The 14,951-nt window shown below is 66.0% G+C and carries 16 protein-coding genes; 7 read left to right on the top strand and 9 right to left on the bottom strand.

Features of this window, described 5'->3' with window-relative positions:
- Positions 1-129: 129 nt before the first annotated feature.
- Complete coding sequence (locus QX094_RS20630; RefSeq protein ID WP_315717754.1) at positions 130-1,068, top strand: LysR family transcriptional regulator; 939 nt, start codon at positions 130-132, stop codon at positions 1,066-1,068.
- A gap of 103 nt (positions 1,069-1,171) precedes the next feature.
- Here the strand turns inward: QX094_RS20630 and QX094_RS20625 are convergent, their stop codons facing one another.
- Together QX094_RS20625 and QX094_RS20620 are read right to left on the bottom strand one after the other, a co-directional pair.
- On the bottom strand, positions 1,172-1,966 hold the full coding sequence (locus QX094_RS20625) for a creatininase family protein (RefSeq protein WP_315717755.1): 795 nt from the start codon (positions 1,964-1,966) through the stop codon (positions 1,172-1,174).
- A 303-nt stretch (positions 1,967-2,269) separates the two neighbouring features.
- Positions 2,270-2,512, bottom strand: a complete 243-nt coding sequence (locus QX094_RS20620; protein ID WP_315717756.1) for a hypothetical protein — start codon at positions 2,510-2,512, stop codon at positions 2,270-2,272.
- A gap of 1,264 nt (positions 2,513-3,776) precedes the next feature.
- On the opposite strand from QX094_RS20620, the gene QX094_RS20615 reads away from it, so the two are divergent.
- Complete coding sequence (locus QX094_RS20615; RefSeq protein ID WP_315750299.1) at positions 3,777-4,211, top strand: DUF2267 domain-containing protein; 435 nt, start codon at positions 3,777-3,779, stop codon at positions 4,209-4,211.
- 67 nt (positions 4,212-4,278) lie between these two features.
- Here QX094_RS20615 and QX094_RS20610 read toward each other — a convergent pair whose 3' ends face one another.
- The 6 genes from QX094_RS20610 to QX094_RS20585 form a co-directional block, all read right to left on the bottom strand.
- Positions 4,279-6,192, bottom strand: coding sequence for a nitric oxide reductase activation protein NorD (locus tag QX094_RS20610; RefSeq protein ID WP_315717758.1), 1,914 nt, complete (start codon positions 6,190-6,192; stop codon positions 4,279-4,281).
- Between the two features lie 3 nt (positions 6,193-6,195).
- Complete coding sequence (locus QX094_RS20605; protein WP_315717759.1) at positions 6,196-7,005, bottom strand: CbbQ/NirQ/NorQ/GpvN family protein; 810 nt, start codon at positions 7,003-7,005, stop codon at positions 6,196-6,198.
- A gap of 59 nt (positions 7,006-7,064) precedes the next feature.
- Positions 7,065-8,411 (bottom strand): cbb3-type cytochrome c oxidase subunit I, encoded by a 1,347-nt coding sequence (locus tag QX094_RS20600; protein WP_316188101.1) that lies wholly within the window; start codon positions 8,409-8,411, stop codon positions 7,065-7,067.
- Between the two features lie 36 nt (positions 8,412-8,447).
- A complete protein-coding gene (locus QX094_RS20595) occupies positions 8,448-8,900 on the bottom strand; it encodes a cytochrome c (RefSeq protein WP_315717761.1) in 453 nt (150 codons plus the stop codon).
- A 101-nt stretch (positions 8,901-9,001) separates the two neighbouring features.
- Positions 9,002-9,265: a cytochrome C oxidase subunit IV family protein gene (locus QX094_RS20590; protein WP_315750297.1), complete on the bottom strand. Its 264-nt coding sequence runs from the start codon at positions 9,263-9,265 to the stop codon at positions 9,002-9,004.
- A 3-nt stretch (positions 9,266-9,268) separates the two neighbouring features.
- A complete protein-coding gene (locus tag QX094_RS20585; protein ID WP_315827070.1) occupies positions 9,269-9,847 on the bottom strand; it encodes a cytochrome c oxidase subunit 3 family protein in 579 nt (192 codons plus the stop codon).
- A gap of 116 nt (positions 9,848-9,963) precedes the next feature.
- On the opposite strand from QX094_RS20585, the gene QX094_RS20580 reads away from it, so the two are divergent.
- Positions 9,964-10,119, top strand: coding sequence for a hypothetical protein (locus tag QX094_RS20580; protein WP_315717764.1), 156 nt, complete (start codon positions 9,964-9,966; stop codon positions 10,117-10,119).
- Between the two features lie 53 nt (positions 10,120-10,172).
- A complete protein-coding gene (locus QX094_RS20575; protein WP_172112235.1) occupies positions 10,173-10,361 on the top strand; it encodes a hypothetical protein in 189 nt (62 codons plus the stop codon).
- Positions 10,362-10,367: 6 nt separating this feature from the next.
- Here the strand turns inward: QX094_RS20575 and QX094_RS20570 are convergent, their stop codons facing one another.
- On the bottom strand, positions 10,368-10,613 hold the full coding sequence (locus tag QX094_RS20570; RefSeq protein WP_315717765.1) for a hypothetical protein: 246 nt from the start codon (positions 10,611-10,613) through the stop codon (positions 10,368-10,370).
- A 298-nt stretch (positions 10,614-10,911) separates the two neighbouring features.
- Between QX094_RS20570 and QX094_RS20565 the strand changes: the two genes are divergently transcribed.
- The 3 genes from QX094_RS20565 (at position 10,912) to modA (ending at position 14,946) form a co-directional block, all read left to right on the top strand.
- Positions 10,912-12,330, top strand: coding sequence for a M20 family metallopeptidase (locus tag QX094_RS20565; RefSeq protein ID WP_316188100.1), 1,419 nt, complete (start codon positions 10,912-10,914; stop codon positions 12,328-12,330).
- Between the two features lie 23 nt (positions 12,331-12,353).
- Positions 12,354-13,919, top strand: coding sequence for an amidase family protein (locus QX094_RS20560; RefSeq protein WP_315827072.1), 1,566 nt, complete (start codon positions 12,354-12,356; stop codon positions 13,917-13,919).
- Positions 13,920-14,178: 259 nt separating this feature from the next.
- Complete coding sequence (gene modA, locus QX094_RS20555) at positions 14,179-14,946, top strand: molybdate ABC transporter substrate-binding protein (RefSeq protein ID WP_315827073.1); 768 nt, start codon at positions 14,179-14,181, stop codon at positions 14,944-14,946.
- Positions 14,947-14,951: the final 5 nt, after the last annotated feature.

Below are 14,951 nucleotides of genomic sequence, written 5' to 3'. Positions count from 1 at the left end.
GCCCTCTGCGACGCGCAAGAGAAGCATCAATGAAGCGAAACCGGCGCAGGAATTGCAACCAGTCGGGACGACCTCGGTCTATGATATTTTGGCCGAGATCATCACCCGGGCTAATAGGGCGACCATGCCATGAACCTGCGCCAGTTGGAGATCCTGCGGGCGGTCATCCGCCACCACACCACGGTCGCTGCCGCCGAGGAGCTCGCGCTGTCGCAGCCTGCGATCAGCAATGCGCTGAAGGCGATGGAGGCGCAGGCCGGCTTCACGCTGTTCGAGCGCGTCAACAACCGGCTGTTCCCGACACCCGAGGCGATGACGCTCTATGAGGAGAGCGAGGCGATCTTCACCCTGCACGCCCGGCTGGAAAACCGCGTGCGTGACCTGCGCGAGCAGAAGACGGGTCATCTGTCGATCGTCGCCACGCCGCCGCTCGCCTACAGCATCATCCCGCCGACCTTGTCAGGCTTCCTGCGGCGCCGGCCGCAGACGCGGATGTTCTTCGACGTGCGCCGCTACGAAGGCATCATCGAGGGTGTGCTCGGCAACGTCGCCGAGCTCGGCTTCGCGCTCGGACTGTCCGATCATCCCGGGATCGCCCATGAGGTCGTGCATACCGGGGAGATGGTGTGCGTGATGCCGGCCCTGCATCCGCTTGCCGAATGCGACGTGATTTCAGCGCGGGATCTCGCCGGCTTCCCGCTGATCGGCCTCGAACGCGGCACGCGCCTCGGCGAAGCGGTGCGCGAGAGCTTCCGGCAAGCCGATGCCGACTTCCAGCCGACCGTCGAAGTGCGTTACTGCAACACGGCCTGCGTGCTGGCTTCGACCGGCGTCGGCGTCGCCGTGGTCGATCCATTCTCGCCGCGCCAGGGCGGGCATGATCTCGTGGTACGGCCGTTCACGCCGAGCACCAAAGTCTCGGCCTATGTGCTGTGGTCGGAGGCGCGGCCGCTGTCGAACCTGGCGAAGACGTTTCGCAGCGAGGTGCGAAACGCGAGCCGCAGTCTTGCGGACGGCCTCGACGCGATCGGAGCTCCGAGCCTCGCCGCTTCCGCGCAGCGCGGCTGAGCTTGCCGATCGGCATGCGTCCATCAAACCCGTGGACGTATCGTTTGCGGCCCATCATCCGAAACGCCCGCCTGCGACGGGCTTCTCGGGATGATGCTCCGCGTCACTGTCGTCTTGCGGCTGGCGGCGGAATTGGTGCAGTGGACCATGGCTCGCCCGCCCGCAATCGCGCCGCCAGCGCCGCCGCGCAGCCGGCGAGCAGCTTCTCGCCCTTTGCAGCAGATGCCTTGCGCGCATCGCCTGCGACGCCGGAGGTGGTGATGTCGGCGAACGATCTGAACATCTTCAGCGACGGGACCAGCGAGCCCATGATGTCGAAGCTCGGCCCAAAGGCAGCGTCGAGCCTCGCCGCGTCGACGAGGCCTGGATGAGCCGCCATCATCATCGAGGTCTCGGCTTCGCAGGCATGCATCACGCCCTCCTGATCCTCGAGGACCTTGGCCATGGTCTCCCGCCCTTCCATGAAATAGGTCGTCGTCGCGATCGGCGCATTGAGCTCGCGCGTCAGTTCGCCGGTGAGGGTGGCCAGCGCCTGGATGTTGCCGCCATGGCCGTTGACGATCACGATGCGGCGGAAGCCGGCATTCAGAATCGAGCGGCACAGGTCTCTGAGCACGGCGTGGTAGGTGGAGAGACCGAGGGTGAAGGTGCCACCGAACGGAACGTGATGGTCGGCGAGCCCGCACCAAACGGTCGGCGCGACCACGATGGGATGGTCTGGAGTCAGCTCCAGCGCGGTGCGACGGCAGACCTCGCTGCACAGGAAGTCGTCAACTCCCGTCGGCAGATGCGGGCCGTGCTGCTCGGTCGAGGCCACCGGCAACAGCACGATCGCGTCTCGGGCCGCGAGCGCGCGAAGCGCTGCGGCGGAAAGTCTGTTCCAGGCGGTTTCGGTCATGATGGCTGCTCGCATGGTCGGAGATGAGGCAGATTGGCTCATATCACGCAGCCACCGCAACAGCCCATCCCGGCGTATCGGGCGCGCAGGCCGACAGTCGCCTGCGTGCACCTCAGACCGCACGCCCCTGCGCGATACTGCGCCCTCTCCCACAGGGGCGAGGACGCGGCGACCGACACCGCACCCTCGGCTACATCAGGAGCATGCTCTCCATGCACTCAAACATCGACAGCGATTGCGGGCTCGACAAGGTGCAACGGCCTTGCGTCCTCACAACACCACGGCCCGCGCGGCAGGCCGGTCTCACGCCCGCGTCAGTTCGATGTCGTGGGTCTGCTTCGTCTCCGCGTCGTACACCCTGATCTGCAACATCGGAAACCGGCGCTTGAGGTCATGCGCGCCGTTGTGTGCGCCATCCTTGGTCTTGAATTCGGTCTTGATCTGACCATCGACCACGACGGCATAGCCGGTCAGCGGAAGGTCGTTGCCGGATTTGTCTTGAGCAGGCTTGTTGTGAACAGACTTCTCTTGGGCAGACTTGAGCATTGCGAGCCGACGTCGATTCGTGAGTTGAAAGGGGTGTCGAGCGCGCGATCTCTCCGCCTCGGACGACTCCGATGTAAGGTGAGTCTGTCGCGACGAGCAAGCGAAGACGTGTTCTTCACAAGCAGGGCGATTACGGGTTCAACCTGACGGCGCAGCGCCGGCCCGCGATGATCTCGGGATGTTCGGCGCGAACGAGTCGCGCAAGTTCCGGACTTGCAACGCGAACGTTCCGGTCGCTCGCCATCATGCGCGCCACCGCGAACGAGGAGCGCCGTGGTCGCGCGTCTCTCAGCGCCCGCAGCGCCCACCTCGCGCCGCCCCCAAGGCAGCAGCCCGATCCCAACTTGGATGCGCTCTCCGACTGAGCACGGGCAGACGCAAAATCCCGGGGCCATCGGACGAACGAATCAGCATGACCGCCATGCGCGAATTGCCCGTCGTGCCAGTCTGCCGCAGATAAACAGCTTGCACCGTCGGGCAAATCAGGACGACATTTCCGCGCATCCCGCCTCATGAAGAGGGGCGTGTCGCGAACGTCACGAGACGTGGAGTGCGGGATGCGATGGACGCGACGTGTCGCAGCGGGTGTCATGCCTGCGGACGAACGGCACGGCGCGGACGGCGAAGTCGCATGGTCCTGGCGCCGCGACGCTGGCGTCAAGCTCGTGACGAGGTTTCAGCCTCGCGCGGGTGACGGTGGCAAGACAGCCCGTTCACCGGGGAGAATGCGTATAAGCCGTAACACTATCGCGCAGGGAAGGCCGGGATGTCTCAGCCGAACCTGTGGTTCCTGCCCCGTGCATTCTTTCCGCACGGGGGCCATGGGGGCGGCGAGCTCCCGGCCTTCCCTGCGCCCTCTCACTTGAAGAGGGCTCCGTCAAGCAAGACTCGGGCGCGATAGGCGCCGCGAGATCGCGACGTGCTGATTTGTAGACGTTCTGTTTGTCGATGGCTGTTTGTCAGAGTGAACTGCTGACCATTGTCACGTGCCGTGCACGGGACCACGACGATCCCCGTAAGATGACGGATGGGCTTGCCTACCGCCGGTGCCGCTGCGGTAGCAAGGGATCGTAAACGACTGCGCCGGACGTTGACCCGCCATTTACCTCACGGTCCAACCACGACATCGTGATTTGATGCAGGTCAACATAACCGGCCCGAACGCACCACCTACTGACAAGGCGTTCAAGCGAATCAGGCCTTGCCGTTATCTCGTTCGGCGTCCCTCGAACGGTCCTGTGCACTTGTCATCATGGAGAACCACATGAGCGAGACCGGCGTGACCGCCCTGGATCACACCGTCCAGGAAACCAACATCTGGCTGAAGGCCATCGAGCAACGCCTCGCGCTGGCGAGCCGGCAGCAGGCCTACAACGCACTGCGTGCCGTGCTGCATGTGCTGCGCGACCGTATGCCGATGGCCGTCGCCGTGAATTTCGGCGCCCAGTTGCCGATGCTCATTCGCGGGATCTACTACGAGGGCTGGCACCACGCGGCAACCCCGACCAAGGACCGCCATCTCGAATATTTCGTCGATGACATCTTCCGCCAACTGCCGCCGCAATTCCCGGTCGATCCGCTCACGGCTGCGCGCGGCATCTTCGAAATTCTCTGGGAGAAGCTCGATCCCGGCGAGTTCGACAAGCTGATGGGCCACCTGCCGGTGCCGCTGCGCAATCTGCGCGAGCCGGCGACCTGAGGGCCGGACCCCTTCGATCAGCTGGCCGGTATCGGTCGTCGGTACGGCGGCAGTGCGCCTCTCGCCTTCAATGCGCGAGCTGCCGGTACAGCGCCGGCAGCGCGGCGGGCAGTCGCCTGATGTTGCCGACGATGGCGTAGCCGCCGCGGCCGAACAGGGTGGGAAAATACGACTGCGCCGACGCATCGATGGTCACGCCGAACACCGCGACGCCGCCGCGCCGCGCTTCCTGCACCGCCTTGCGCGTGTCCTCGATCGCGAACCGCCCCTCATAGTGATCGACGTCGTTCGGCTTGCCGTCGGTGAGCACCAGCAGCAGGCGCTTGCGCTCGGATCGCTCGGCGAGCTGGCTGGCGGCATGACGCACCGCCGTGCCGATACGCGTATAGTAGCCGGGCCTGAGCGCGCCGATGCGGCGCTCGACCCGCCCGCTCATCGGCTCGTCGAATGCCTTCACGGTCTCCAGGCGGACCCATGAGTTGCGCCGCGAGGTGAAGGTGAGAATGCTGTGGCTGTCGCCGCAGGCCGACAGCCCATGCGCCAGCACCAGCAGCGCCTCCTTCTCGACGTCGAGAACGCGCACGCCGTCGATCCACGCATCGGTCGATAGGGACACGTCGACCAGGAGAGTCACCGCGAGATCATGCGCGAGCGGGCGCATCGCCAGATGCACGCGATCAAGTCCGCCATGGCCGGCATTGAGATCGCTGCGCGCGCGCACCAGCGCGTCGATGTCGAGGTCGTGGCCGTCGGCCTGCGCGCGCATCACCTCATGACGCGGCCGCAAGGTCTCGAACCTGCGCCGCACGCTGCGGATGCGCCGGCGCATCGCATCGTCCGGAGACCACGCCTCGCCCGCCTCGGCGGCATCGCCGGTCACGACGCGACAATGGTCCGGCAGATAGGCGCCGCTGCGATAATTCCACTCGGGATACAGCCGGCCGCTGTCGAGCCGGGCCGTGTCCACCGCCTCGGGCGGCAGGTCGAGATCGAACTTCAGCTTGCTCGCCGGACGCCCCTTGCGCCTGGCGATCGCGAGCTCATCGAGATCGTCGGCAGCCTTGCGGGCGTCGTCATCGTCGGTATCGTCGGACGGACGATCGACATTGACCATCTCCGCCATCGCCAGGATCTTCTCGAAGCGGTTGAGGATGAATGGATCGCGCTTGGCCGTGTCGTCGCGCTCGCGCCGCGCGAAGCGTTTGCGGGTGTCGGGTGCCCCCTCCTGCTCTGCGGGCGTCTGCGTCTCGTCGTCCTCGCGCGCCGCGGCAACGGCATCGCGGCTCCAGCAATCGCCCCACAGCGGACACGGCAGCATCGGCCGATAGCCGGGCGGGGCGGCCTCCGGCAACGCGCCGCCAGCGATGACCGCATTCCACAGCGCGCCCTTGGGCGGCGCGCCGGCGCCGAGCAGGGCCATGACGATGTGCTCGACCTGCTGCTCGAGCCGAGGCAGCGGCCGCCGCGGACGCGCCACAGCCAGCGCTTCGGCGAGTTGCGCATGCGGACGCGCCAGTCCAGGGAAGCGCGCCAGCACCAGCGAGGTCGTCTCACAGGCCCGGCGCAGCGCCAGCAGATCATGCCGCAGCGGATCGCGCTCCGCGATCGGCTCGACCGCCATGGTCGCGAACCACGCCGCGAGCCAGTGATAGAGCTGCGTATTGAGCGCGCGACCCGGCAGCAGCGCGATGGTCTCCGGCAGGAAGACGGTGGCGCCATCGCGCCCGGCCTGATCGAGGCATTCGTCGCCGAGGCCAATGCGCTGGCGCCAGCCGAGCCGATGGCCCGATTTGCGCGCCTTGGCTCCGGCGACCTGCACGCCGCTCTCGCCGCCCAGCGCGCGGAACATCACGGCGATGCGGCCGCTGATCTCGTTCAGGGCGACGGCCTGATCCGGATGGACCGGATAGCTCGAGGTCGTGCCGACCAGGCGATGCCAGGCGCGGCCGACGGTCTCCTCCAGTTCGAGGAAGTCGAGCATGGCTCACCCGATCACGGCATGCGCGACCTCGCGTAACGCGGCCTTGACGTCGGCGTCGTCGGTGAGCGGCTCGATCATCGCGGCGAGCACGGCGTCCGCGATGGATGCTCCGGCAGCGACGAGCGTCGCGCAATAGACCAGGAGCCGCGTCGAGACGCCCTCCTCCAAGTCATGGCCTTGCAGCGCTCGCAGCCGATGCGCGAGCGCCACCAGCGGCCGAACGCGCTCCGGCGCCAGCCCGCTCTCGGCGGCAACCACCGCGATCTCCTGCTCGGCGGGCAGGAAGCCGAATTCGATGGCGATGAAGCGCTGCCGTGTCGATGGCTTCAGCGCCTTGTGCAGCGACTGATAACCCGGATTGTAGGACACCACCAGCATGAAGCCGTCGGGCGCGAGCAGCTCCTCGCCGGTGCGCTCCAGCGGAAGAATGCGGCGGTCGTCGGTGAGAGGATGCAGCACGACGGTCACATCCTTCCGCGCCTCGACGACCTCGTCGAGATAGCAGATGCCGCCCTCGCGCACCGCGCGGGTCAGCGGGCCGTCGGTCCACACGGTGTCACCGCCCTTGAGCAGATATCGCCCGGTGAGGTCGGCGGCGGTGAGGTCGTCGTGACAGGCGACCGTGTGCAGCGGCAGGCCCAGTCGCGCCGCCATGTGCGCGACGAAGCGGGTCTTGCCGCAGCCGGTCGGCCCCTTCAGCAGCACCGGTAGGCGATGTCGGAACGCATGCTCGAACAGCGCGCATTCATTGCCGGTCGGCGTGTACGAGGGGAACGACAGGACGGTATCGATCGCGTGCAGCGCGGGCTTCATGATCACTCTCCGAATCGGGGGATGCAGGCGGCGGCATCGAAGCCGCCGCCTGCGGGGTTTTACTCCGCCGGCTGCAGGGCGCCGGGGATGATCGCCTGCTTGGCGCGGCCGGGCACCAGCACGGCCCAGACGAACATCAGCGCCGCGATCGCCACGAACACACCGGAGCCGAGCCGAACCCAGTAGAACATCGCGAGCTGGTCCTGCACGTCCATGTAGCTCTGGCCGAGCACGCGCTGCAGATGCACCTGGATGATGCCGGCGAAGGTCAGCGCAAAGGTCATCGTCATCATCGCCGTGCACATGATCCAGAAGCTCGCCATCGAGAGCCACTGATTATACGGCGCACGCTGGCGCAGCTGCGGCACCGCATAGGCCATGACCGCGAGGTTGAGCATCACATAGGCGCCGAAGAAGGCGAGATGGCCGTGCGCGGCGGTCACCTGGGTGCCGTGGGTGTAGTAGTTCACGCTGGACAGCGTGTGCAGGAAGCCCCACACGCCGGCGCCGAGGAACGCCATGACGGAGCAGCCGACCGACCACAGCAGCGCGGCGCGATTCGGATGCTTGCGTCCCGCCTTGAGCGTCATCTGCACCGTGAAGATCACCATGGTGAAGAACGGCGCGACCTCGAGCGTTGAGAACAGCGAGCCGATCCACTGCCAATAGCCGGGCGCGCCGATCCAGTAGAAATGATGGCCGGTGCCGAGGATGCCAGAGAACAGCGCCAGGCCAATGATGACGTAGAGCCACTTCTCCACCACCTCGCGGTCGATGCCGTTGAGCTTGATCATCAGGAAGGCCAGGATCGAGGCCATGATCAACTCCCAGACGCCCTCCACCCAGAGATGGACGATGTACCACCAGTACATCTTGTCGACGGCGAGATTTGCCGGATTGTAGAACGCGAACAGGAAGAAGATCGCGACGCTCCACAGACCGAACAGCAGGATGTTGGTCACCGTCGTCTTGCGACCCTTCAGGGCGGTCATCGTGACGTTGAACAGGAACATCAGGCAGACGACGACGATGCCGACCTTGATGATGAAGGGCTGCTCGAGGAACTCACGGCCCTCATGGTAGTGGAAGAGATAGCCGACGACGGCCGCACCCGCGGCGCCGAAGAACATCCAGAACTGGATCTTGGCGAGCAGCGGGCTGTAGAGCTCGGTCTCGGTCTCCTCGGGCAGCAGGAAGTAGGTGGCGCCCATGAAGCCGATCAGCGACCACACGATCAGCGCGTTGGTGTGGATCATGCGGACGATGTTGAAGGGAAGCAGGACCGACAGCGTGTTCGGCAGCACGTAGATGGTGCCGGCGAGCAGGCCGAAGATGACCTGGGCGAGGAAGAGCGTCAGCGCGCCGTAGAAATACAGCATCGCGACCTTCTGGGTCTCATATCTCATCGCGGATCTCTCTCATGACGGGGACGGGATGCCGGCTCAGCCGGCCTTGTTCGGCGGCCAGTCCTGGCGCTTGATCGTGTCGGTCCATTGCAGGAAGTCGGCGAGGTCGTTGAGCTCCTGGTCGGACAGATTGAACTGCGGCATCTGCCTGCGGCCGGGCGCACCGGAGGGTTGCGACTGCATCCAAGATTTCAGCATCTCGCGCGCGGCGGCCGGGTCCTGCCTGCCGCCCCAGCGGTCCCAGACATTGCCGACCTCTGGCGCGAAATAGGCGCCCTCGCCGAGCAGGGTATGGCAGTTGATGCAGGAGTTTCTCTCCCAGACGTGCTTGCCGCGAGCGACTCCGTCGGACAGCGTCGACGCATTGGTCGAGGTCGTGACCATGTAGTAGTGGCTGTGCGCTGTGAGCCCGAGGAAGATCGCAAAGAAGAAGGCCGAACCGCCGTAGAAGACGTTCCGTGCGGCCGACTTGGTCAGGCGTTCCGCCATGACACGTCCTTTCCGTTTTGGTGAAGGTCGATGGTGAAGGCAATCTACCGGCACTGCCGGGAGTCTCTTTGTCGCGGCGCAAGCAGCACGGCGATGGCCCGTCAGACCAGCGCGCGGAGCGCCACCGCCAGCCCGGCGAGCGCAACCAGGCCTAGGAGCCACGATGCGAGCAGGCCGCGCCACAGCGCGGGCGCATGGCGCAGGCCGAGAAAATCCAGCACGATCACCCTGCCCTTTGCCGATGCGAGCGCGAGCACGAGGGCATCGGCGAGCCAGCGATTCGGCAGCAGCAACGAGGCCGCGAGCGTGGCGACGGCGAAGCTCAGCAATTGAAGCCAGGCGAGCGTGAGGCGATCGCGGACCATGACTCATCCCACCAGATAGAGGATCGGGAACATCACGATCCAGACCAGGTCGACCATGTGCCAGAACGCCGTCCCGGTCTCGACGCTGGTGGGCGCGGCATGACGACCGACGATTCCGAGGATGACCATCCCGAGTACGACGTGAAGCAGATGGAAGCCCGTGAGCAGAAAATAGAGCGTGAAGAACGGCGACGTCTCCAGGCCTGCGCCGGCGGCAATCTCCCTGCCATACTCGGTCAGCTTGACGGCAATGAAGGCCGTGCCGAGCAGGATCGCCAGCATGATCCAACGCCGTGCTGTGGCCGGCGATCCGCCTCTCGCCGCCGCCGCCCCGCGCGCCGCAGCCCACCCGCTCGTCACAAGCACGATCGTGTTCAATGCGGCGAGAGGTCCGTCCAGCATGGCCTGCCCGGCTGCGAACATGACTGGATTGACTGCGCGCGCCACGACGAAGGCGCCGAGCAGCAGGCCGAAAGCGACAAGCTCGCTGAGGATCAGGACCCACATCATGGGGTCGCCCGGCAACCCGTCGAGCACGCCCCAGCGCTCCGTTGGTTCCGGTTCGTATGTGAGTGCCGACACCGCCACCTCCGATCAGATGTCGGCAAAGCTAATCGGGGCGGCAGACATGCTCTTTGTCGGCGCACAAACAGCACGGCGCCTGGATGCGCTACGGGATCGACATCAGGAGCATGTCCATGACCGAAGCGCAGCTCGGCCTCGTCACCGCTACCCCGATCATCATCGTGTTTGCAGCGGCGCTGCGGCGCATGGGCGTGCTGTCGACCACGGGGACCGTGTCCGCGATCGCGCTCTCCGTTGCGATTGCGGTGGTCCTGTTCACCACGCAATAACCTGGCCTGGAACCTTTGCCGTCCTCGGGCGTCAGATCGTCCGGAGGTGCCGCATGGACGACAACCGGTTCGCAGAGCTGCTCGGCAACGCCGCCATCGGCGTCTGGGGCGACATGCCGCGCGACATCCAGGAAGCGCTGTTCGAGACGGCGATGCGCGGTCACGACGATCTGAGGCACGAACTCGCCAAGCTGCTTCACGACCGGCATCCGCGGACACAGCATCCGCCGCATCCGGCTTGAGCGGTCTCAGTCGCGATGATCATCAGCCCCGAACTGTGATGGCTCGTCGTAGCCCTTGCGGCTGCTGTAGAACAACAGCACCATCAGCCCGATCCCCACGATGAGCGAAAACACCACGCCGAGCGTGAGCGCGATCCAGCCCTCGGTCGGCATCGGATCGCCGGGCAAGGTCATGCCCTGATAGGCGAAGACGACGGCGGCCGCGAGAATCAGCAGCAATGCGACGATGATGGTGATGGGTCCTGCACGCATGGCGGTCGCACTCCTGACACGAGAACAGGACGCGACCACGATCGTTCCTGGACGGGTGCGGTAACGGCGCACGGCGGCAGTTCCGAAATTTGAGGACGGCGTCCCCATCCTTCTCGCTGCGCCGCCGAAAGCATCGCGCTGCATCCAATCGCGGCATCATCTGCTCAAGGATGACGCGCGCTCCACCGCGCCTTGCCGCGCGCCGCATGGCTGCTCTCGCGGCGGATCGCTAGGCGTCGGGGAACTTAGCTGATAACCATACCGGCCCCCTATCGGCAGCAGAGGACAAGGACCGGAGATGGACAACCGCAGCGAGATCTGGCGCGGCGTCGACGCGATCAAGACCCGTTTCATCGAGCTCAGCGACCGGGTGTGGAGCATGCCCGAGGTCTGCTACACCGAGGCCCGCTCGTCCGCCGAACACCTCGCCGAGTTGAAGCACCAGGGTTTTCGGATCATCGAAAAGGTCGCGGGCATCCCGACCGCGCTGATGGGCGAATGGGGCGAAGGCGGTCCGGTCATCGCGTTCATGGGCGAATACGACGCCCTGCCCGGCCTCAGCCAGGAGGCCGGCGTCGCCGAGCATCGTCCGATCGAGACCGGCGGCCATGGCCATGGCTGCGGCCACAATCTCCTGGGCTCGGCGGCGCTGCTCGCGGCAACCGCCGTGAAGGACTGGCTCGCCGCCAACAAGGTTCCGGGACGCGTGCGCTACTACGGCTGCCCTGCCGAGGAAGGCGGCGCCGCAAAGGCCTTCATGGTGCGCTCAGGCGCGTTCGAGGATGCCGACATCGCAATCACCTGGCATCCGTCGAGCTTCTGGGAAGTGGTGATGACGCCCTCTCTCGCCAACACGCGCGCCGACTTCATCTTCACCGGACGCACCTCGCATGCGGCCGCCTCGCCGCATCTCGGCCGCAGCGCGCTCGACGCGGTGGAGCTGATGAATGTCGGCGTCAACTACATGCGCGAGCACATGCCGAGCGACGCCCGCGTGCATTACGCGCTGCTCGACACCGGCGGCATTGCGCCCAACGTCGTGCAGGCGCATGCGCGCGTCCGCTACTCGATCCGCGCGCGCGACCTGCCCGGCATGAACGAGCTGGTCGGGCGCGTACACAAGATCGCGCAAGGTGCCACGATGATGACCGAGACCAAGGTCGAGATGAAGATCATCTCGGCGGTCTCCAACATCCTGCCCAACACGCCGCTCGAAGAGGCGCTGCACGGGATCATGGAGGAGCTGGGGCCGCCGCATTTCGACGCGAGCGACAAGGATTTTGCCGGTCAGATCCAGGCGACCCTGACCGACAAGGACATCGAATCCGTCTACTACAGCATCGGCATGGATCCGACCGACAAGCCGCTGGCCGACTTCCTGGTGCCGCTGAACGCCAAGCGCAATCCGCAGATCGGCTCGACCGATGTCGGCGACGTCAGCTGGGTGGTGCCAACGGTGCAGGTGCACGCGCCGACGGTGGCGATCGGCACGCCGTTCCACACCTGGCAGGTCGTTGCGCAAGGCAAGACGCCGGCCGCGCACAAGGCGATGGTGCAGGCCGCCAAGGCGATGGCCGGTCTCGGCATCAAGGCGCTCAATGAGCCGGCGCTGATCGCAGCCGCCAAGGCCGACCTGAAGAAGCGGACGCTGCGCACGCCCTATGTCAGCCCGCTGCCCGCCGAGGTCGAGCCGCCGCTGACCATGTCGGTCGTTTGAGAGATACACTGGGGGGAAACACAATGGCGAAAACAGCGACAAGGAAGAAGCCGGAGGCAAAGACCGCCAAGCCGGCTCCGAAGCGCGTGGCCACGCGCGCCACGGCCAACAGGAAGCCCGCAAAGGCGAAGCCGCAGGCCAGACCACAGGCGAGGGCCGCCGCGCCGAAGCCGCGGCTGCCGAGAGGACCGGTCTGGCAGTGGTCGGCGCTCGACACCGCCGCTGCGATCCGCTCGGGCGCGGTCTCCTCGGTCGAGGTGACCGAGGCGCACATCGCGCGCATGCATGAGGTCAATCCGAAGCTGAATGCGGTCGTCGTCGATCTGTCCGAAGAAGCATTGAAAGCTGCGCGCGCCGCGGACAAGGCGCGCAACAAGGACGGCCTGCTGCATGGCGTGCCCGTCACCATCAAGGAGAACGTCGACTACCAGGGACGGCCAAACCCCAACGGCGTTCAGGCGCAGATGGGAATCATCGCGCCGTCGGACGCGCCCGTCGTGCGCAACCTCAAGAACGCGGGCGCGATCGTGCTCGGCCTCACCAACACGCCGGAATTCTCATTCCGCGGCTTCACCGACAACCCGCTGCACGGACTGACCTTGAACCCGTGGGATCCCGAGATCACCTGCGGCGGCTCGTCGGGCGGCGCTGGAGCTGCGGTCGCCGCCGGTATCGGCACCATCGCGCATGGCAACGACATCGGCGGCTCGCTGCGCTGGCCGGCGCATTGCAACGGCGTTGTCACGATCAAGCCGACGCAGGGGCGCATCCCGGCCTACAACGAAAGCGCCGCGGCCGAGCGGCCGATGCTGGCGCATCTGATGTCGTCGCAGGGCCCGCTGGCGCGTAGCGTCGCCGACGTCAGGCTGGCGCTGGAGGTGATGAGCCGGCGCGATCCGCGCGATCCCTGGTGGGTGCCGGCCCCGCTCGAGGGCGAGAAGCCCAAGCGGCCGATCAAGGTCGCGCTCGCCAAGATCCCCGATGACATGGACGTCGATCCTTCGGTGCAGGCCGCGCTGCGGCAGGCCGCCGATCATCTGGAACGCTCCGGCTACCGGGTCAGCGAGGTCGAGGTCCCCGACATCTCCGGCGTCTGGCAGACCTGGTGCGACGTCATCACCACCGAGGTGGTCGTGATGCAGGAGGCCAAGATGCTGGCCGTCACCTCGGAAGACTTCCACAAGGCGTGGGGCGGGATGCGGGCCAAGGCCGAGATCCTCGACCTCGCGGGCTGGATGAACGCGACGGCGCAGCGCTCCACCCATATCCGCGCCTGGCAGCTGTTCTTCGAGGATTATCCGGTGGTGCTGGCGCCGACGACGGTCAAGCCGACGCCGGGCCCGCGCGAGGACACGGTAAGCCCGGAGCGCGTGCGCGAAATCTTCTTCAACGAGATCCGCTTCATCTCGGCCATCAACGTGCTCGGGCTGCCCGGCGCGGTGGTGCCGGTGGCGGTTCACAATGGCCAGCCGATCGGCGTGCAGCTGATCGCCGGCCGCTATCGCGAGGATCTCGCGCTCGATGCCGCCGCGGCGATCGAGAAGCGTGCGGGCATGCTGGTGCGGCAGCTCTGGGAGCGGATGGCTTAGTCTCGCGCCGGCCCGAGAACCCCGGCTCTCGGGCCGTCATGTTTCCAACATCGCTTCAGCCTCGATTGTCGAAAGTCGTACACTGACGCCCATCGCGTTTGCCCGAGGGGCCCCTCGGGTTGACGGGACGTCGCCGACCTGTCTATTTTGATGTATACGAATGAATATAGCACGGCATCGGTACGGGCGCTGCGCCGGAACGGGACTTGCAATTCACCGAAGCGAACCCGTCTCTGCGATATGAACGAGGACAATTGTGATGAGATCGATGCGCTTCGTCGCCGCTGCCCTGTGCGCGGCTGCCGCTCTCCTGACTGGCGCAAATGCGTTCGCCGGGAGCGCCAACATCGCCGTGGCCGCCAACTTCACCGAGCCGGCCAAGGAGATCGCCGGTCTGTTCAAGGCCAAGACGGGACACGAATTGGTGCTGAGCTTCGGCGCGTCCGGACAGTTCTACACCCAGATCAAGGAGAACGCGCCGTTCGCGATCCTGCTCTCCGCCGACGACGAACGGCCGAAGAAGCTGGTCGACGAGGGCCTCGGCGTCGCCGGGAGCCGTTTCACCTACGCGATCGGCAAGCTCGTTCTGTGGAGCAAGGACCCGAACGCGGTGAGAGGCGAGGAAACGCTGAAGGCGAACGCGTTCAACAAGCTGTCGATCGCCAATCCCGCCGCCGCGCCCTATGGCGCGGCTGCAGTGGAGACGCTGAAGGCGCTCAATCTCTATGAGACGATCAAGCCCAAGATCGTGCAGGGCAACACGATCTCGCAGGCGTTCCAGTTCGTCGATACCGGCAATGCCGAGGTCGGCTTCGTCGCACTGTCGCAGCTGATGCCGAATGCGGGCGGCTCGCGCTGGCTGGTGCCGCAGAACCTCTACAGCGAGATCCGTCAGGATGCCGTGCTGCTGAAGGCATCCGCCGGCAACGAGGCGGCGACCGCGTTCCTGACCTTCCTCAAGACTCCGGAAGCCCGTGCGGTCATCGAGAAGTTCGGCTATGCTCTGGACCCGAAGTCCGGCAGCTGAGCGCT

The sequence above is a fragment of the Bradyrhizobium sp. SZCCHNS1050 genome (genome assembly GCF_032484785.1).
Taxonomy (GTDB): Bacteria; Pseudomonadota; Alphaproteobacteria; order Rhizobiales; family Xanthobacteraceae; genus Bradyrhizobium.
Note: the sequence above shows the minus strand (reverse complement) of the source record. Positions and strands in the feature narration are given on the sequence as shown.